The following is a 17,975-nucleotide window of genomic DNA, read 5'->3' on the forward strand; positions in this document are numbered from 1 at the left end:
GCTCACTCCGCCTCGAAGTGGCGGCCATTACCCAACCGGCTCCGGAGGTAAGACGCTCGGGCGACGTTCCGCTCCTCAACCCCGAGCTCGTTGCCCTGGATCTTCTGGAGGTACGCCGGCTGGGTCTGGATGAAGAGCTCGTTGACCGTGGCGATCTCGAGGTCGTCGATCAGGCCGAGGTTGATCCCCATCCTGACGCTCGAAAGGAGGAGCATCGTCTCCTCGCTCGAGATCGTGTGGGCCGTCTTGAGAACGCCGTAGGCCCGGCTTACCTGGTCGTGCAGGTGCTGGCGACGCTCGTTCATGAGGACCTGGCGTGCGGTCCGCTCGTACTGGATCACCTGGGGGACGACGTCGGTGAGGATCCGGATCAGCTCCAGTTCGCTCTTGCCGAGGGTCTGCTGGTTCGAGATCTGGTAAAAGTCGCCGAACGCCTGCGTCCCCTCGCCGTAGAGGCCCCGGACGGCCAGGTTGATCTTCTGGAGGGCCCGGAAGACCTTGTCGATCTGCTTCGTCTGCACGAGCGCCGGGAGGTGGAGCATCACGCCGACGCGGATGCCGGTGCCGACGTTCGTCGGGCAGGCGGTCAGGTAGCCGAGCTGAGGGCTGAAGGCGTAGGACAGATATTCCTCGAGCTGGTCGTCGAGCCGGTTGATCCGGTCCCAGACCTCGTGCAGGGAGAGGCCCGAGAGCATGACCTGGATCCGAAGATGGTCTTCCTCGTTGACCATCACCGAGATGTTCTCCTGCGGCCCGATGGCCACGCCCCTCGGCCCCTCGGCAGCGGCGAGCTCGCGGGAGATCAGCTGGCGCTCGACGAGGAACTGGCGGTCGAGCGTCGTCATGTTGTTGACGTCGAAATACGCCAGATCGAGGCCGGCCGAGCCGAGACACGACTTGAAATTCGTCTCGATCTCGAGCTTCTCGCCGCGGCTCGCGCGATTCGTGAACGGGAAGTCGGCCAAGTTGCGAGCCAGCCGGATCCGCGAACACATCACGATATCGCTTTCCGGTCCGGTACCGCGAAGCCACTCGCCGGAAGTTCTCGTCAAGTCATCCAAATTCATGCGTCGGCGTCCTTGTGGCGGAGTTGGTCGCGGAGCTGAACGGCCAACTCGTAATCTTCGCGTGCGATCGCTTCGCGTAGTTGTGTCCGGAGTCGGAGCCGACGACTGGCGGCCGGCCGGTTTCGGCCGACCTTGCCTACGTGTCGAGTGGCACCATGCGTTCGCAGGAGTAAGGGAGAAAGCCCTTCGGAGAAAACGGCGTAGTCATGCGGGCATCCTAATCGGCCTCGGGCCCGGAATTCCATGAATTTGATGCCGCAATCCGGGCAGGTCAGGCCTGCAAGCTCGCCCACCAGCTCACCTACATTCGAAACGATGAAGCTCTGAATGACCGAATCCAGCGAGAGGCTCGGGGGCGCCTCGGGCAGGACCACGCCCGCTTCCCGGGCACAGGCCTCGCAGAGATGCAGGTCGCGGCGATGCCCGTCCACGGTCTCGGTCAAATGGACCGTCGCCTCTTCATCACAATGCTGACATATCATGAGCCGACCATCCATCCGACGGGGCGAGATTAGCGCCCCTGTTCGTGTTCGATCGACTTGATCTTGTCCCTCACGCGAGCGGCCGTCTCGTAATCTTCCGCCGCGACCGCCCGCTTCAGGTCATTCCGGAGCTGGATCAACGTCGTCTGCTGCTGGCTGTTCCTCGGGGCACGCTTGGGCACCTTGCCGGCATGCCGCGTCTCTTCGTGGATGTTCTCGAGCAGGGGCATCAGCTCGTCGCGGAACACTTCATAGTCGTACGGGCAGCCGAGTCGACCCGAGTTCCGGAACTCGAGGAAGGTGATCTGGCAGTTCGGGCAGGACTGGCGATCGGACGGCGACGGCTCCCGGGCCGGGCCCGAGTTGACCGTCAGCTTCTTGGCGAGCTCGCTCATCGTGGACGACTCTTGCGTCTCGGCGGCCGGCGTGAGGTGCTGCCTTGCGTGCTCGTCGCAGAAGTGATATTCGCGGGGCTTGCCGCGCTCGATATCCGTGATATGAAACGTGGCCGGCTTGGCGCAATTTTGACACTTCATAGAACGTCTCCGCCGACCCGCACGGTCAAGGTTGAACCTCAAGCCGAGAGGCAATCATCCTGGTCGAACCCAAGGAACTCATGCTCAAGAATATCCGATCATCGGTTCAGTTCCATTGTAATTCGGCGAGGCGGACTGTCAAGCAACGTGGATGGCCGAAACCCTCCCGGGCGCGGGCACGCGGGGGCGAACTAAATCCAGTCATCGAAAGGCTTTTCGAACGCCACGGTTGTTTGCCACCTGGAACGCGCACGTCGATCGCGGCGGGTTGCCGAAGGTCGGACAGGCTGCTACGATGAATCGCTCGACGCCGTGACGACGGGAGGCGATCTTGCGCGATCGCCGGCCGTTCGGCTTGCGTGGCCGATTCCGCCTTGCACGAACTGGAATAGAGCCCTTCTCCGCAGGTGAGACCTGAGGTCCCATGCCCCTCTATCGCCCCGCTCTCGAGGATTTTACCCGGTGGGCCGCTCAGGCGCCCTGTGTCCCCGTCTATCGACAGCTCACGGGCGATAGCCTGACGCCGGTCTCGGCGTTCAAGCGGATCGAGCAGTCGGCGCCATCCTTCCTCTTCGAAAGCGTCATCGGCGGGGAGAAGGTCGGGCGATTCAGCTTCCTCGGGACCGAGCCCTTCCTGCGCTTCGAGGCCCGGGGGTCGAAGGTCACCCTGTTCGAGCCTGGAGCCGGGACCGAGCCCCGCGAATTTGAATCCAAGGATCCGTTCCGGGACCTCCAGGAATTGGTCGAACGTTACCGGGCCGTCCCGATCCCGGGCCTCCCCCGGTTCGCGGGCGGGGCCGTCGGTTATGCCGCGTACGACGCCGTGCGATACACCGAGCGGCTCCCGAATATGCCCCCGGACGACCGCGACCTGCCCGACCTCTCGTTCGCCTTCTACGACCGCATGATCATCTTCGACCATATCCGCAAAACGGTGATGGTCGTCGCGCACGCCCACATCGGAGACGCGGGCGGGGTGCAGGAGGCCTACGACAAGGCCTGCGCCCGGGTCGATGAGCTCGTCGCGAGGCTCTCGCAACCGGGAGTCGAACTGGGGCTGGGCGACATCGACACCGACGGCCCCCTCAAGATCGTGCCGAAGTCCAACTTCACGCGGGAACAGTATGAGGGCGTCGTCCGCCACTGCCAGGAATACATCAAGGCGGGCGACATCTTCCAGGTCGTGCCGAGCCAGCGGTTCCAGTTCGAGACGACGGCCAACCCGTTCAACGTCTACCGCGTCCTCCGAGTCGTGAACCCGAGCCCCTTCCTCTTTTACCTCACCTTCGGCAACTTCAACCTGATCGGAAGCTCGCCCGAGATCCTCGTTCGGGTCGAGGACGGCACGGTCACGATCCGGCCGCTCGCCGGCACGCGTCGACGCGGCAAGGACGAGGCCGAGGATCGTGCCCTGGCGGAAGAACTGCTCGCCGACCCGAAGGAGCGGGCCGAGCACATCATGCTCGTCGACCTCGGGCGGAACGACGTCGGCCGCGTGGCCGATTTCTCCACCGTCCAGATTAATGAGGTGATGAAGGTCGAGCGTTACTCGCACGTCATGCACATCACTTCGAACGTGACGGGCCGGATGAGCGAGGGGAAGACGGCGTTCGACGCCCTCCGCGCGGGCCTGCCGGCCGGGACCGTCTCGGGGGCTCCCAAGGTCCGGGCGATGGAGATCATCGACGAGGTCGAGCCGCAGAAGCGTGGGCCTTATGCCGGGGCCGTCGGATATATCGACTTCACCGGCAACATGGACACCTGCATCGCGCTCCGGACCCTCGTGCTCCAGGGGAACATGGCCTACGTCCAGGCCGGCGGCGGCGTCGTCTACGACAGCGTCCCCTCCGACGAATACGACGAGACCGTCAACAAGGCCCGCGGGCTCTTGAAGGCCATCGAGATCGCCGAGACCCAGCTCTGAGCCGAACTTCGACCGCTCGCGATTCCTGCGGAAAAATCCGTATCCCTACGCCTTCGTCGCTGCATTTAATACGACGGTGGTCTCGTGTGGATTGGGCCGGAGGGATCGTCCGATGGCGAGCAGTCGAGATGGAGCCGTGCTCCAAGGGTTGAGTCGTCTCTTCGGGAATGGCTCGGTCGTTGGGCTGACCGAGTGGCAGTTGCTCGAACGCTACCGCAGTCAGCGAGACGAAGTCGCGTTCGAAGCTCTCGTTGCACGTCATGGTCCCATGGTCCTTGGGGTCTGCCGACGCATCCTCGGCAACAGCAGCGACGTCGATGACGCCTTTCAGGCGACCTTCCTCATCCTCGTCAAGAAAGCCGCCTCGTTCAGGGAGCGCGACGCAATCGCCCACTGGCTTTACGGCGTCGCGCACCGGGTCGCACTCCGTGCCCGGACCGTTGCCGCCAAGCGCCGGATGGGACAGCCGATTACGGGTCTTGAACCGCACGCTATCGATGACGCGACGGCATCGCGGGAGCTTGCCTGGGCGCTCGAGGACGAGCTCAGTCGTCTGCCCTCCACCTATCGAGCCCCGATCGTCCTCTGCTACCTGCAAGGTATGACGCACGAGGAGGCCGCCCTCCGCCTGCACTGGCCGTTGGGGACGGTGAAAGGGCGACTTGCGCGGGCACGGGCCCTCCTGAAGGCTCGTCTCGTCCGACGCGGCATCGCACCGTCGGCCGGGGCGGCCCTCGGCCTGCTCTCCCGCGATGCCTCGGCCCAGGTTTCGGAAGGACTCTTACGTGAGACGGTGACCATCGCCATGCGTTTCGGCGGGGGAAGGCTGGCCTATCGTGCCCTGCCTTCCGCCGTCGCCACTTTGATCCCGGGAGCCACAATGTCTACGGCGCTCGCAAGCCTCAAGTCAGCCTCGGCCTTCGCATCCATCCTTCTCGTCGCCTTCGTCGGTGCGGCCACCGCCCAGTTCATCAGCGGGGCGGGTTCGCAGTCCAAGGAGTTCCACCAGCGTGAGGGTTTGATTGCCTCGGCTGCTCAAACGAACGCCAAGGGCACCATCGACAACAAGACATCCGAGGAACCTAAGCCCGCTCTGGCGGTCGAAGGCCCGCCGAACCGCAAGTCGGCGGCCGAGCAATATGCAGAACTCAGGGCTCAGCAACAGTCGTTGGCAATCCGGATCTTCGAAGACGAGGTCAACAAAGCCATGTCTGCCGCAAGCGTAGACCTTGCGGCGATCGTCCAGTGGTCGAAGAAGGCCCTGGAGATCGAAAACGATTCGACGACGGACAGGAAAGGACCCGCGACCAAGCATCGAATCCGAGTTAACAGACTCGTTGACGCCATTTTTTCGCGTGCCGACAAATCCCAATATGAGAACCAAAGCAACTACTATCGTCTCGAGGCCAACAACCTGGAATGGGAGGCCGGGATGATGTCCGACGCGGCATCGAAAAACTTCTCGAACTACATCCCTCCCAGTCAACGCGATCCGCTCTCGCAGGCCATTTTGAAGGCTTTGGAAAAGCCCATCGATGTCAAGTTCGTCAATGAAACGCCGTTCGAAGAGGTGCTCAAATACATCAAGGCCCAAACGATTTCAGACGAGTTCCGCCAAGGCATTCCGATCTATCTCGACCCGATCGGTTTGCAGGAAGCAGAGAAGACGACAAGTTCTCCCATCATTATTGAATTGCACGGTGTTCCATTAAGAACAACTCTCAATCTCATCTTGTCGCAACTAGGATTAATCTATGATGTCCAGGGTGGCGTATTGAAGATCTCCAATATGAACGGTGAATACGCGCCCTTAACCCCGATCCTTCACCAAGCCGAGCTGGCCTCGCGTGGCGAGCTTTCAATCCAAGAAATGAAGGATCTCATTGCTCGATATGAGCTGATTTTCAAGATTCGTGAGTATTCCGAAGGAAAGGCTCAAGCACCCCAAGGCCCTGCGACAAGGGATGCCGCTAGCCAATCGCACCAATAAGCCATCTGACAATCCGCATTGGATTACTGCAAGGCCTTGGGCCAATACCCTCGTGACGTGCGAACCTACTCAGGATGTGGACGAAGCAGATTCGGGCATCGGAAACCAGGGGAAGAAGGAGCTTGTCCGTGCCTTGTAGCGAGCATAATCGGGTCGGCGGTCTGAGATGGAACCCTCGAGGAGCGTCACGCCGGAGACCTTCATCAAGAGGACCGACATGAGGAGCGGGCTGAGGAAGGTCCAGTACGCTCCTCCCGCCGACGCGATCAGATACAGGCCCCACCAGACGCAGAAGTCCCCGAAGTAGTTGGGGTGGCGGGTGAAGTGCCAGAGGCCCCGATCCATGACCTTGCCCGAGTTCTCGGGCTTGGCCTTAAAGCTCGAGAGTTGCCAGTCGCCAACAGCCTCGAAGAAGACTCCGAGAGTCCACACAATGATCCCGGCCACATCGAGCCATCCCAGCGGCTTCGAGTCGTCATAGGTTGCGGCTAACTGGATCGGGAGGGAGACGAACCAGAGGATCACCCCCTGGAGCAGGAAGACCGTGAAGAGGCTCAGCCACCAGAAGCGAGACCCCTGGCGTTTTCGCATCTCCGCATAGCGTCGATCTTCCTCCTGGCCCCAGTTACGCCAGAGCAAGTATGCCCCCAGACGCAGGCCCCAGAGCGTGGTCAGTATCGCGAGGAGGAGGATTCGAGGCTCCGTCGCCCCGCTAACTGCCAACGAAACCCAGGCGACCCCGACGAAACCCGCTCCCCAGAAAGGATCCGCCAGGCTCACGTCCTTCCTCAATGTACCGACGAGCCAGAGCAAACACACGGCGACGAGAAGCCAGGTCGCGTTGATGAGGAGGGTGTGCAGGAGCATAGGTTTTCGCTTTCAGCACATCAATAGAATTATGTACAGGCGTTAATGGGCGTGTTGCAAGACATAGTGCGAGACGAACCATTCCTCGCCGTGGTTGAAGCCGAAGAGTTCGGAGACCGCGAGGAAGAAGACACGCCATCGATAGAGCCAGCGTCGGGCGTCGGACTCGCCGTAGACGCGTGAGAGGATGTCGATCACCTCGTCGCGGCGGGCGTCCAGGTTGGCGAGCCAGTCGTCGGCCGTGCGTCGGTAGTGCGTGCCGTTCCATGAATGCTGCTCGGCGACGGCCAGGTCTCGCGGGAATTGGTGCAGAAGGTTGGCACTAGGCATGACGCCGCCGGTGAAGAAATGCCGGCCCATCCAGTTGGTTGCTCCTTCCGTCTCGAAGGGATAGGCCATGTTGCGGTGACAGAAGATGTGGACGAAGAGCTTCCCCCCCGGCCTCAGCCACCCGGCGATGTTGTGGAGGAGCCGCTCATAGTTACGCATGTGCTCGAACATCTCGACCGAGACGATGCGGTCGAAGTTCAGCGTCCCGGGCGAGAAGTCGTTCATATCTGCCGAGATCACCCGCAGATTGTCGAGACCTCTCTTGGTTGCCCTGGCGTCGATGTATCGGCGCTGGGGGACCGAGTTGGAGACCGCCGTGATCCGGCTCCCTGGGTATCGTTCGGCCATCCAGAGGGAGAGTGAGCCCCAGCCGCAGCCAAGTTCCAGGATCTCCTGGCCGTCGGCGAGGTCGGCCCGTTCGCAGGTAATGGCCAAGGCGGCCGTCTCGGCCTCGGCCAGCGTGGCGTCCTCACGGGGATAGAAGCAACAACTGTATTTTTGCCGAGGCCCGAGGACCGCTTCGAAGAATTCGGGGGGCAGTTCATAGTGCTGGCGATTTGCGGCCTCGGGAACGGGGGCGATGGGGCCGTCGTGCAACGAGTCAAGAAATTCCCGATACGTGGGGTCCTCCGAATGCTCCTCCCCCGTGATCGGAGCCTCCTGCTTCAGCCGAATTTGGCAGAGCCGGCGAATCGCCATGCGAGTCAACGAATCCGGAAAGAGTCCGCGTTCGACGGCCTCGATGCCCAATCCCAGCATCCCCATTCCATACCTCGATTTCAGGACCGACCGCGAACGCCTGAACGCGAGATCGCGACGTCGGCACGCCTAATAGTTCAGCACACCTTCGATGCCAGCTTGCCGAGCTCGAGGGGATCTCTACGGCATCCCGGCTTGTCGAACTGGAGTTGCATCACGCCGATCAGGCGCTCTTCGAAGGCCGCCTCGCAGTAACTCAGGTAATAATTCCAGAGGCGGAGGAATCGCTCGGAAAACCCGAGGCGCCGAACGTCATCGAGGTGGGCCCAGAAGTTCTGCCGCCAGCGCCGGAGTGTCTCGGCGTAATGCGGGGCGAAGTCTTCGGCATGCACAAATCTGAGGTCCGACGTGCGACCGACCGATTCGAGGATCGCCCCGACCGACGGCAAGCAACCTCCCGGGAAGATATAGCGCTGGATGAAGTCCACAGATTTGCGATAAGTCTCGTAACGGCTCTCCGGCATGACGATGGCTTGCAGGACGAGCGTGCCGTTTGGACGCAGCAGTCGCCCGCACTGCCGGAAATAAGAGTCGAGATATTTGTGCCCCACCGCCTCGATCATCTCGATGGAGACGAGCTTGTCATACTGACCGCGGAGGTCTCGGTAATCTTCGAGCAGGACCTCGACCCGATCTTTCAGCCCGGCGTCCTGGATGCGACCGCTCGCCAGGTCGAACTGAGCCTGGGAGATCGTCGTCGAGGTGACGCGGCTGCCATATTCGCGGGCCGCATGAAGCGCGAATCCGCCCCATCCCGTCCCGATCTCCAGGACCTCATCCGGTGGCTGGAGGTTGAGCTTCCGACAGACCCGGTCGAACTTCTCGAGCGACGCCTCCTTGAGCGTGGAATCCGGCATCTCGAAGATGCCGCTCGAGTAGGCCATCGTCTCGTCGAGCCAGAGCCGATAGAAGTCGTTCCCGAGGTCGTAGTGGGCCTCGATATTGCGTCGGCTCCCGGCTCGCGTGTTCGCGTGGAACCGGTGAAAGAGGCGATGCCCCAGGCTGGTGAGTCTCGCAAGCCCTCGCTCAAGCCGGTTTGTCGAATCGCGGCTCCTGGCGAAGATCCGGAATAAACTCGTCAGGTCGTCGGCTTCCCAGTCCCCTCGCAGATACGACTCGGCCACGGAGAGTGTCCCGCCCGTGACGGCCGATCGGAATAGCCGCGCATCATGAACCGTCAGAGTCGCCGAGAGATCCGTCGAGGTGCCGTAAGACGTCATGCCGGTCGCATCGTGCATAAGGATCCGGCCGCCTTGGAGGCTCGCGAACTGATTCGTCACGATCCTCCGCGCAAGCCTGTCGACACCACTAAGCGGGGAGTCGGAGGCCGATTTCATCAACGTCTTGCCTGTCATGAAGAGATCCTCCGACGCTCGGTTTCCGTGCCTTCCGCCCTGCCTGCCTGTCGTGGCGGCTCATGCTGGTGGTCTTCCGCCGCAGACTGACAGGCGCAGGGCCCATTGGACGGAGTGTGCGGCACGTACGGGACTCGTTTCCGCCAGAGTCGGAAGGCCTGCCAGTAAATCGCCGCATACACCTGGAGCGTCATGAACGGATAACGCAGGAGAACCCGCGCGAGCTCGGCCCCGTCCAGCGACCGCCGCTGGAGCCGGAGAGTCGCGTCGAAGGTCAGCGGACGTCCCCCGATGCGTCGATTGCGATTCTTGATCTGGACGAACAACCTGGAGCCGGGCCGAAGGAGCCGAAACTCGTAGTCGTACTCCATCTCCATGAAAGGCGAGACGTGGAACACCTTGGCGATCGTCACATCCAGGATGGCATCGTCATCATCGCTCGACCGGACGTCGAGCACGTAACAATGACGCTCGCCCCAAGGGGTGTTGTTGACCTCGGCCACGACGAACGCGAGGCTCTCATCCGGCTCGAAGCAGTAATAGAGGCTGATCGGATTCATCACAAATCCGAAGTACCTGAAATGCGTCAGCAGCCGGATCGGGCCCGAGGGCCGATGGCCTGAACGTTGCTCCACGAGGTCGCGGACCGACTCGTCGAGCGGTTGATCAACCGGCCCAAGGTGATCTCCCCTCCGAAACCAGGCCAGGTTGGGCCGAGAGGCCGACCAGAACCAACGACCTCGGAACGGATCGGGAAGTTCCTCCAGGTCGACGTAGAGCAGGAACAGGCGATAGCGGAACGTGTGCAAGAGAGGGATGAACCGACGATGTCGCACCTCTCCCTCATAAATGCAACTCTGGATCGTCAACTTACCACCCCCGATCGCCGTGGGGCGTAAGTGGGCTCATCCAGGCAAAGGTTCGCCATCGCTCCCGAGTTCGAGTGGGAGAACTCGGGAGCGATGGCCTCAACAACCGCCAGGGCGCTCACGACGCCGTCCTCGTGGAAGCCGTTGCGCCAGTACGCGCCGCAGAATGACGTCCGGTTGCTCGACAGCAACTCTCGGTGGCGAGCCTGCGCCGCGGCCCGCCCAGTCGTGTAGATCGGATGCTCGTAATGGAACCGGGCGAGGACGGACTCTGGCGCGATGCGAGCCTCGTCGTTGAGCGTCACGCAGAAGGTTCGCTTCGACGAAAGGCCCTGGAGGATGTTCATGTTGTACGTCACGCTCGCGGGCGCGGCGGGATTGCCGGTCAGTCGGTAGTTCCAGCTCGCCCAGGCCAGTCGGGAATTGGGGAGGGCCGAGGTATCCGTGTGGAGGACGGCGATGTTTTGGCTATACGGGAATGCCGCGAGGATCTCGCGTTCCGGTTGCGTCGCCCCATTGCCAAGGATGCGAAGCGCCTGGTCGGCATGGCAGGCGAAGATGACGTGGTCGTATCGCTCGCCGGACTTCGGGGCCGCGTCGACCTCCACACAATCTTCGAAACGCCGAATTGCTCGCACCGGGGTTTGGAGGCGGACCTGTCCTCGAAACCCTGCCATCATCGCGCGAACGTAGGTATGCGACCCACCCTCGATGACGCGCCAGGTCGGCCTACGGACGACGTTGAGCAGGCCGTGATTCCGATAGAACTCGGCGATGAAACGGATCGGGAAGTCGGCAAATGTTCCCGTCGGGCACGACCAGATCGCGGCCCCCATCGGCAGCAGGTAGTGGTCGACGAACCCCTTGGAGTAGCCTCGCTCCGCCACGAACTCGCCGACGGTTTTCGCCTCGTTGTCACCTTCGAGGACGCTCAAAACCTCGCGATTGAAGCGAAGGATGTCCGCGACCATCCGCAAGAAACTCGGACGGATCAGGTTGCGACGCTGGGCAAACAGGGTGTTGAGCGTGTGGCCATTGTATTCGAGCCCCGTGCGTTCGTCGCTGACGCTGAAGCTCATGATCGTGGGCTTCGAGGCGACGTCGAATTCTTCGAGCAACCGGATGAAGTTCGGATACGTCCAATCGTTGAAGACGATGAATCCCGTGTCAACCTGTTGCCGCTCGCCGTCGAGCTCCACATCGACCGTATTCGTGTGGCCGCCGAGGTAGGCGTTCGCTTCGTACAAGGTCACGTCGTGTCGCGACTGCAAGCGGTTGGCTGCGACCAGGCCAGAGATGCCGGAACCGATGACGGCAATCTTCATCGTCCAAGTCTTCTTGATGGCTTGCAGGTATCCCGATAGATCGGGCTACGTGCAATGGCTGTAATCCGGATGGATAGGTTCTTCGTGGATGGATTCGAGGAGGCTCGGCCGCCCGCTAACCGTCACGCGGCGTCTCCCGCCTCGGCCTTCGGCGGGATCTCGCACGCCTTCGTACAGCGGCCGGTCCAGCGAAGACGATTCCGGGCAAAGACCTGGTAAGCCCGATCGAGCAACCAACTGATCCCCGGCCATCGGGTGGGGGCGACGATGAACCCGAAGCCGAGCGCCGAATAGATCCGGCGGAAAACCTCCACGCCCTGGACCCACCGCCCGTCCGGGAGTCGGGCGTGGATCTGGTCCATGAGGCGGTCGTAGGAAATGCCCAGGCTCTTCGGGTCGAACTGCGGGTCCGCAATGTTCGTGAAACGCACCCTGGCTCGCCGATCCAATTTGCGAAGCCAGGCGATCTCGCGTCGGCAGAGGGGACAGTCTGCGTCGAAGAAAACTTCGACATCCCAATCGGGACTGGTCTCAACCTGACTCTGATCCGAGATTCGCATCATGTTCGGCATGAGACATAATTCCATCAAAACGCTCAAAACGTCCACCTCATCGTAACGACACTTGCCAGCTTGGACAAGGGCGGCACACGATTTCGGGCGGTTAACACAATCAATCTGCTGAATTTTTTCATAGAAACTCGGCCGTAATCCGTAATAATTCGTTCGTAATCGTATCCTGGCTGTTGGGATCTTGATCGTGATTGGATCTGGACTTTCACAGGCATCTGGACGATAATTCGTTCAACTCGTTCAAAATGGCAAGCGTGATATGCGTATGAAAAAGAGCACAGACCTGGTCTCGCCAAAACAGGTGGCGCGTGCGATTGGCGTGAGTGAGTCATCACTCAAACGTTGGTGCGATCAGGGCCTGATCAAGGTGGTGAGGACGGGGGGGGGACACCGCAAGATCGCCGTGCCCGAAGTCCTTCGGTTCGCCCTCGAGCACGGCCACGTGCTGAAGTCGCCCGAGGTGCTCGGCTTGCCGCCGTCGAGCGAGCAGTCGGGGATCGGCCTGGCGCAAGCCCGCCCGAGGCTGGTCGAATCCCTGCTCGGGGGTGACGAGTTGGTGGTCCGCCAGATCGTGTTCGACCTCTATCTGGCCAAGCACGCGTTGAGCGTGATCTTCGACCAGGTCATCGCATCCGCCTTTCGGATAATCGGCGAGCGATGGGAGTGCAATGAGGTGGACGTTTATCAGGAGCGCCGGGCCTGCGAGATCACTCTGCGGACGCTCTTCGAGCTTCGGAGGAACCTGCCCGATTTCGACGCCAGGTGGACGGCGGTGGGCGGGACCCTCGAGGGGGATCATTACGCCCTGCCCTCGGCGATGGCCGAATTGGTCCTGCTTGAGTCGGGCTACCATGCCACTTCGATGGGGACCTCGATCCCGATCGAGTCGCTGGTGAACTCGGTGCACCAGGAAAAACCCAGGCTTTTCTGGCTCAGCGTCTCCCACATCCGAGATGATTACGACCTCGTGGGCAAGTTCTCCGCGCTCTCCGAGGCGTGCATGGCCTCAGGGACGGCCCTGGTCGTCGGCGGTCGGGCGTTGACCGATGACTTAAGGCATCGCATGAACTATTCGGCATACGGCGACACGATGCAACATCTCGAAGGCTTCGCGCGGGCCCTCTTGCGCTCCTCGAAGGGGGGCGAGCCCAGTTATGAGCCGGGGCCTCGGACGCTGGGATTCCTGAGCGATGGCGATCCTCAGACATGACTTCAACGATCGCCACGCAACACGTGGAGGAGGCCCGGCAGGGTCCCGCGCAGGGGATCGAGAACACATCCTTGACAGACCATACGACACACGAGAACGGTCATGGATTTGCACACCCGAGACTTCATCCGTATCGGCCCGTCACCGACGTATCCTGGCTCGCGGCTGGAGGCAAGCCAATGGCTGCCGGAGAACCTGGAACGCGTCTTCGCCTTCTTCGCCGACGCATTCCAACTCGAGACGATCACGCCCCCCTGGCTCGCCTTCAACGTGGTCACGCCCAGACCAATCGACATCCAGACGGGGACGCAGATCGACTACCGCTTACGCCTGCATGGGCTCCCTATGCGATGGAGGAGCCGCATCAGCGTGTGGGATCCCCCATATCGCTTCGTGGACGAGCAGATGCACGGACCTTACCGACGCTGGTATCACGACCACACCTTTGAAAGCGTCGATGGGGGCACGCTCTGCCACGACGTCGTCAGCTACATCGTTCCCGGCGGGAAACTCGTCGATCGGCTCTTCGTACGCCCCGACCTGAAGAAGATCTTCGCTTACCGCCAGCAGACCCTCCGCGGAATCTTCCCGGACTCACGTGCGTACATGGACGGTCAGCCCAGGGCAATGTAAAGGGACACGCGATATGGCAACAAATCAAGGCCTTTCGTTGACGATGCCAGGCGTCAGAGCAACTCTCTCATGGCTCAAGTCCGGTAAGACGAACTCGACTAGTCACGATGTACTGGCAACGGAATTCCATCCGAGTCCCTGGCATCAAGCGATCGGGTTGGTTGGATTCGTGGCAGTTTGCTTCGGAGCCGCCGGGGTCGGTGGTGCCATCACGTCAACCTCCGTCACGAGTTGGTACCAGACTCTGGCGAAGCCGAGCTGGACGCCTCCCGATTGGCTCTTCGGCCCGGTATGGACATTGCTTTACTTCATGATGGCAGCTGCGGCCTGGCTGGTCTGGCGTCGCTCGGGCTGGTCGTCCGGCAAGATGCCCCTGGCATTGTTCGGGCTCCAACTGGCGCTCAACGTGCTGTGGTCGGGCGTCTTCTTCGGATTGCGGTCGCCCGGCTGGGCGTTCGTCGAGATTCTCGGGCTCTGGTTGACGATCTCGAGCACCGCGTTGGCATTCCGGCCTTTCAGTCTCGCGGCGGCGTGGATGATGGTCCCCTACCTCGCCTGGACGACTTTTGCCGCGTGCTCGAACTTTCAAATCTGGAGACTCAACGGATGACGTGTGACGTGCATTCGGACATCGAGCCGTTTGCCGACCAGGAGACCGATGCGCGAGTCGCCTCGCTCGACCGTCGAGATCGGCCGGACTGGCGGCGACTCGTGGCCATTGTCGCGATGCACGCGGGTTGTCTCGGGGTAATCTGGGTGGGATGGAGTCCCACGGCGGTTGTGCTCGCCCTCGTCTTCTACGTCGCGAGGGCGTTCGGCCTCACGGCCTTCTACCACCGCTATTATTCCCATCGAGCCTTCAAAACATCCCGCTGGTTTCAATTCCTCGGCGCCGCATTGGGTTGCCTGGCGATGCAGAAGGGACCGCTCTGGTGGGCGGCCCATCATCGGGAACACCATCGTCGATCGGATCACGAGGGGGACGTCCATTCGCCCCACGTCCATGGAGTCCTCTGGGCCCACATGGGTTGGTTCCTGACCCCGGCGAATAATGAGCTCCGATCCGGGCTGATCCGCGACTGGCTGCGGTTCCCGGAATTGCGATGGCTCGACCGCCGCGCACTCTGGGCGGCGCCTATTTTCGCAATATCGCTCTACGCCTTCGGTGAGTTGCTGAAACAGCACTGGCCGGGGCTGAAGACAGATGGGCCGATGCTCGTGGTCTGGGTCTTCTTCATTTCGACGGTGGCGCTCTACCACGCCACATACTGCGTCAACTCGCTCGCCCACCTCTTCGGCAGCCGGCGATACGCGACCAGGGATGATAGCCGCAACAATGCGCTCGTCGCCTTCCTGACGCTGGGCGAAGGCTGGCACAACAACCATCACCATTACCCGACCGCCGCACGCCAGGGCTTTTTCTGGTGGGAGGTCGACGTGACGTACTACGTGCTCTGGGGATTGGAGCGGTTGGGACTCGTCTGGAGTCTGAAGCCCGTCCCGAGGAAGGTACTGATGCGTCAACGCGAGGCGACTTGAGCGGGCCGGCGAGTCCGATAGCACCGCGCACCCATGAGCCATCAACGAGGAGCTGTGATGAATCACCTGAAAATATTCGCGATCGTCCTGCCGGTGTTCCTGCTGCTCGACTTCTTCTGGCTGGGAGTCCTCATGAAGGGCTTCTATAACACGGAGATTGGCGAGCTTGCGCGACGGCATTCGGGGGCGCTCGCCCCACGATGGCCGGCGGCGATCCTGATCTACGTGCTGATCCCGGGAGGCCTCGTCCTCTTCGTCAATCCGCTGATCGGCAGCAATGCGACGATCGCCGAAGCCTTCGGTTGGGGGGCAGCCTTCGGGCTCGTGCTCTACGGCGTCTTCGAGTTAACCAACTATGCCTTGCTCGACAAATGGACCTTGCGCATGACGCTGGTGGACATCGCCTGGGGGACTGTCCTCTGCGGCATCTCGGGGATCGTCATGCGCACGGCTCGCAGCATGTTCACGTGATGAATTCGGAGGGATCGCGGCCGACGCCTGCCGGCCGCCGACCCATCAGCGCGTGAGGCTCTCGACGACGACGGCCTCTTCCTGGCGCCGGACCTCTTCGGGGTCGATCGCCCCCGCGTCCCAAACGAGGGCGTTGGCGACGGCACAGCCGAGGGCATGACGCAACATGGCCACCGGATCGCGACCCGAGACCCAGGCGTCGACCTGCCCCGCCAGGAGGCAGTCTCCACAGCCGATCGGGTTGACCGCGTCGATCTTAGGCGGCGTGACCTTGAAACGCTTGCCGCGGAACTGGGCCAGGACCGGCCCGGCTCCATCGGTCACGATCCCGCAGACCACTCCATGCCTGGCCCAGTCTTCGAGCAACGCCGAGACGTCGGAATCAGAGGCCGAAGAGACGCGTAGGTGCGTGGCGGCCTCGCGTCGATTGAGCTGGATCGCGTCCGGCCAGAAGCCCCAGATCGCGTCGAGTGCGGGGCCGTAGGTGTCGAGGAAGACGGGGACCCGCCGCGACCGTCCCAGGGCGATCAGGTCGCTGTAAAGCCCGTGGGTGGAGACGGAAGGGCTCGATCCCGAGAGGGTGAGCGCCTGGACGCCCCCTTCGGACAGGGCCCCTTCGACGCGATGGAAGAGGGCCTCGGCCTCCGAGGGCGTGATGGCCGGGTCGGGGTCGAAGAAGGCCGTCTGCTCCGGGCTGTCCTGGGTCCGGGCCGTGAGGATGACGCGGGTCGACGACGCGGTGCAGGTGACCAGCGGGTCGAGGCCGTCATCGTTCTTGAGCAGTTCTTGGCAATGATCCCCGACCCCTCCGCCGAGGAACGTGACGGGGCGGGCCTTGCGGCCTAGCCGGGTGAGGGCTCGCGCGACGTTATTCCCCTTGCCCCCCACGACCTCGCGGAGGGCCATCCCTCGGATCGATTCGCCGGGTTTCCAGGGAGGAACCGTGAGGGTCTTATCGAGACAAGGATTCAGAGTCACACAAAGGATCATGGAGAGACCGATGGATAGGGGGCGAACATGAGTTCAGGATCAGCTTCCGCGCCGAGCCGGCTTGATCCATATTATTGTGCGGCGAATGCGTCGGAGAGCAACCGTTCATCGCTCGAAATTCGGACAGCCCGGCGTTTCGACCCGACAGGCCGCCTCGCAATCGCCAGTAAGGAACTCCCGACCGGCCAGCGCATGACCCGCCCGAGGGCGTGATCGACGAGGCTGAGGCGGGTCAAGGCGCGGTTCACAAGCCGCCCGGGGATCGGGACCTCGTATTCCGAGTGCCCTTGCTGCGCCGGACTTAGGAATCTCCTCGCAAGCAAAGGCAGGACCGTCCAGAAGAAGAAATAGTGAAGCTGCTCGACTTCGAACCCCGCGGACGCCAATCGTTCACGCAAGCTGGCCGAGTGATAGCGACGGAAGTGGGAGTTGGCCTCGTCGTGCTGGCTCCAGAGCCAGGAGAGGGCCGGGACCGTCAGGACGAGGAAACCGCCCGGTTGCAGCGCCTTGAAGGCGGACTCCAGCGCCTCGCCATCGTCGTCGATGTGCTCCAGGACGTCGAGCATCAATAGCAGATCGTAGGTTTCCTCGCGGGCGAAGGAGGAGTCGAGCGGCTCGACGGAGATCCGATCTCGCCACTTCGGATTGCTGAGGAGCGAGGCGTCTGGTTCGAGGCCCTCAACGTGGCCGAAGCGCCGGAGGGCGTCGAAGAGAAGGCCGTCGCCGCAGCCGACGTCGAGGATCCGTCCCAGGTCGGACCGACGATGGAGTCGCTCGAGCCAGCCGAGGACGTACTTCTCGCGTGAGCGCCACCACCAGTGGCCTTCCCAGAGTTCACGGTACTGGCGAGCGTAGTCCGGGCGCACGGGCAATGCCTCGGGTCGAGGTGGATCGGGAACGTGGACCTGGCCTAGAGGGACCGGGATGCTAGCCGAGCACGGCAAAAGGGTCAAACCCGACTCGAGACCTGGGGTGGGTTTCGGCTGCGCCCACGCGCCGCTCACCGAAGAAATCCGGAAAAATGATGGGTGGGGAAACCGTTGTGGATGCTCGTAA

General features: G+C 62.1%; 18 protein-coding genes. 7 read left to right on the top strand and 11 right to left on the bottom strand.

Annotated elements, in window-relative coordinates; all coding sequences use genetic code 11:
• Positions 1-2: 2 nt before the first annotated feature.
• Genes ACOYYX_RS16790 through ACOYYX_RS16800 form a run of 3 tightly spaced genes read right to left on the bottom strand, consistent with a single transcriptional unit; the run spans position 3 to position 2,085 of the window.
• Entirely contained in the window at positions 3-1,067 is a 1,065-nt protein-coding gene (locus ACOYYX_RS16790) for a protein arginine kinase (RefSeq protein WP_422931063.1), read from the bottom strand.
• Entirely contained in the window at positions 1,064-1,549 is a 486-nt protein-coding gene (locus tag ACOYYX_RS16795) for a UvrB/UvrC motif-containing protein (protein ID WP_422931064.1), read from the bottom strand. The genes ACOYYX_RS16790 and ACOYYX_RS16795 overlap by 4 nt, the downstream gene beginning before the upstream one ends.
• A 29-nt stretch (positions 1,550-1,578) precedes the next feature.
• Positions 1,579-2,085 carry a UvrB/UvrC motif-containing protein gene (locus tag ACOYYX_RS16800; protein ID WP_422931065.1) on the bottom strand — a complete coding sequence of 169 codons (507 nt, stop codon included), beginning with the start codon at positions 2,083-2,085 and terminating at the stop codon, positions 1,579-1,581.
• Positions 2,086-2,509: 424 nt separating this feature from the next.
• On the opposite strand from ACOYYX_RS16800, the gene trpE reads away from it, so the two are divergent.
• Together trpE and ACOYYX_RS16810 are read left to right on the top strand one after the other, a co-directional pair.
• Positions 2,510-4,009, top strand: coding sequence for an anthranilate synthase component I (trpE, locus tag ACOYYX_RS16805; RefSeq protein ID WP_422931066.1), 1,500 nt, complete (start codon positions 2,510-2,512; stop codon positions 4,007-4,009).
• Positions 4,010-4,121: 112 nt separating this feature from the next.
• Positions 4,122-5,999 (top strand): RNA polymerase sigma factor, encoded by a 1,878-nt coding sequence (locus tag ACOYYX_RS16810; RefSeq protein WP_422931067.1) that lies wholly within the window; start codon positions 4,122-4,124, stop codon positions 5,997-5,999.
• Positions 6,000-6,068: 69 nt separating this feature from the next.
• On the opposite strand, the gene ACOYYX_RS16815 is transcribed toward ACOYYX_RS16810, so the two are convergent.
• From ACOYYX_RS16815 to ACOYYX_RS16840, 6 genes are all read right to left on the bottom strand, one after another.
• Positions 6,069-6,866 (bottom strand): DUF1295 domain-containing protein, encoded by a 798-nt coding sequence (locus ACOYYX_RS16815; protein ID WP_422931068.1) that lies wholly within the window; start codon positions 6,864-6,866, stop codon positions 6,069-6,071.
• Between the two features lie 42 nt (positions 6,867-6,908).
• Positions 6,909-7,895: an SAM-dependent methyltransferase gene (locus ACOYYX_RS16820; RefSeq protein ID WP_422931069.1), complete on the bottom strand. Its 987-nt coding sequence runs from the start codon at positions 7,893-7,895 to the stop codon at positions 6,909-6,911.
• Between the two features lie 137 nt (positions 7,896-8,032).
• Complete coding sequence (locus ACOYYX_RS16825; protein WP_422931070.1) at positions 8,033-9,310, bottom strand: class I SAM-dependent methyltransferase; 1,278 nt, start codon at positions 9,308-9,310, stop codon at positions 8,033-8,035.
• Positions 9,307-10,146 carry a DUF1365 domain-containing protein gene (locus tag ACOYYX_RS16830; protein ID WP_422931071.1) on the bottom strand — a complete coding sequence of 280 codons (840 nt, stop codon included), beginning with the start codon at positions 10,144-10,146 and terminating at the stop codon, positions 9,307-9,309. Before ACOYYX_RS16830 ends, ACOYYX_RS16825 begins: the two co-directional genes overlap by 4 nt.
• 29 nt (positions 10,147-10,175) lie before the next feature.
• A complete protein-coding gene (locus tag ACOYYX_RS16835; protein WP_422931072.1) occupies positions 10,176-11,504 on the bottom strand; it encodes an NAD(P)/FAD-dependent oxidoreductase in 1,329 nt (442 codons plus the stop codon).
• Positions 11,505-11,626: 122 nt separating this feature from the next.
• A complete protein-coding gene (locus tag ACOYYX_RS16840) occupies positions 11,627-12,091 on the bottom strand; it encodes a thiol-disulfide oxidoreductase DCC family protein (protein WP_422931073.1) in 465 nt (154 codons plus the stop codon).
• Positions 12,092-12,395: 304 nt separating this feature from the next.
• On the opposite strand from ACOYYX_RS16840, the gene ACOYYX_RS16845 reads away from it, so the two are divergent.
• From ACOYYX_RS16845 to ACOYYX_RS16865, 5 genes are all read left to right on the top strand, one after another.
• Positions 12,396-13,286 carry a B12-binding domain-containing protein gene (locus ACOYYX_RS16845; protein ID WP_422931074.1) on the top strand — a complete coding sequence of 297 codons (891 nt, stop codon included), beginning with the start codon at positions 12,396-12,398 and terminating at the stop codon, positions 13,284-13,286.
• A gap of 102 nt (positions 13,287-13,388) precedes the next feature.
• Positions 13,389-13,919 carry an SRPBCC family protein gene (locus ACOYYX_RS16850; protein ID WP_422931075.1) on the top strand — a complete coding sequence of 177 codons (531 nt, stop codon included), beginning with the start codon at positions 13,389-13,391 and terminating at the stop codon, positions 13,917-13,919.
• 169 nt (positions 13,920-14,088) lie between these two features.
• Entirely contained in the window at positions 14,089-14,529 is a 441-nt protein-coding gene (locus tag ACOYYX_RS16855; protein ID WP_422931076.1) for a TspO/MBR family protein, read from the top strand.
• A gap of 8 nt (positions 14,530-14,537) precedes the next feature.
• Positions 14,538-15,458: an acyl-CoA desaturase gene (locus ACOYYX_RS16860; protein WP_422931077.1), complete on the top strand. Its 921-nt coding sequence runs from the start codon at positions 14,538-14,540 to the stop codon at positions 15,456-15,458.
• A 57-nt stretch (positions 15,459-15,515) separates the two neighbouring features.
• A complete protein-coding gene (locus tag ACOYYX_RS16865) occupies positions 15,516-15,929 on the top strand; it encodes a DUF2177 family protein (RefSeq protein WP_422931078.1) in 414 nt (137 codons plus the stop codon).
• A 45-nt stretch (positions 15,930-15,974) separates the two neighbouring features.
• Here ACOYYX_RS16865 and ACOYYX_RS16870 read toward each other — a convergent pair whose 3' ends face one another.
• On the bottom strand, positions 15,975-16,835 hold the full coding sequence (locus ACOYYX_RS16870; RefSeq protein ID WP_422931079.1) for a 1-phosphofructokinase family hexose kinase: 861 nt from the start codon (positions 16,833-16,835) through the stop codon (positions 15,975-15,977).
• A 155-nt stretch (positions 16,836-16,990) separates the two neighbouring features.
• A complete protein-coding gene (locus ACOYYX_RS16875; protein ID WP_422931080.1) occupies positions 16,991-17,785 on the bottom strand; it encodes a class I SAM-dependent methyltransferase in 795 nt (264 codons plus the stop codon).
• Between the last annotated feature and the right edge of the window lie 190 nt (positions 17,786-17,975).

The organism is Singulisphaera chitinilytica (assembly GCF_049331405.1).
Classification (GTDB): domain Bacteria; phylum Planctomycetota; class Planctomycetia; order Isosphaerales; family Isosphaeraceae; genus PoT.

Bases quoted from the DNA above. Each gene is read 5' to 3' on its own strand.
- ACOYYX_RS16790 (WP_422931063.1), bottom strand. From the start codon at position 1,067: ATGAATTTGGATGACTTGACGAGAACTTCCGGCGAGTGGCTTCGCGGT.
- ACOYYX_RS16795 (WP_422931064.1), bottom strand. From the start codon at position 1,549: ATGATATGTCAGCATTGTGATGAAGAGGCGACGGTCCATTTGACCGAG.
- ACOYYX_RS16800 (WP_422931065.1), bottom strand. From the start codon at position 2,085: ATGAAGTGTCAAAATTGCGCCAAGCCGGCCACGTTTCATATCACGGAT.
- trpE (WP_422931066.1), top strand. From the start codon at position 2,510: ATGCCCCTCTATCGCCCCGCTCTCGAGGATTTTACCCGGTGGGCCGCT.
- ACOYYX_RS16810 (WP_422931067.1), top strand. From the start codon at position 4,122: ATGGCGAGCAGTCGAGATGGAGCCGTGCTCCAAGGGTTGAGTCGTCTC.
- ACOYYX_RS16815 (WP_422931068.1), bottom strand. From the start codon at position 6,866: ATGCTCCTGCACACCCTCCTCATCAACGCGACCTGGCTTCTCGTCGCC.
- ACOYYX_RS16820 (WP_422931069.1), bottom strand. From the start codon at position 7,895: ATGGCGATTCGCCGGCTCTGCCAAATTCGGCTGAAGCAGGAGGCTCCG.
- ACOYYX_RS16825 (WP_422931070.1), bottom strand. From the start codon at position 9,310: ATGACAGGCAAGACGTTGATGAAATCGGCCTCCGACTCCCCGCTTAGT.
- ACOYYX_RS16835 (WP_422931072.1), bottom strand. From the start codon at position 11,504: ATGAAGATTGCCGTCATCGGTTCCGGCATCTCTGGCCTGGTCGCAGCC.
- ACOYYX_RS16840 (WP_422931073.1), bottom strand. From the start codon at position 12,091: ATGGAATTATGTCTCATGCCGAACATGATGCGAATCTCGGATCAGAGT.
- ACOYYX_RS16850 (WP_422931075.1), top strand. From the start codon at position 13,389: ATGGATTTGCACACCCGAGACTTCATCCGTATCGGCCCGTCACCGACG.
- ACOYYX_RS16865 (WP_422931078.1), top strand. From the start codon at position 15,516: ATGAATCACCTGAAAATATTCGCGATCGTCCTGCCGGTGTTCCTGCTG.
- ACOYYX_RS16870 (WP_422931079.1), bottom strand. From the start codon at position 16,835: ATGGCCCTCCGCGAGGTCGTGGGGGGCAAGGGGAATAACGTCGCGCGA.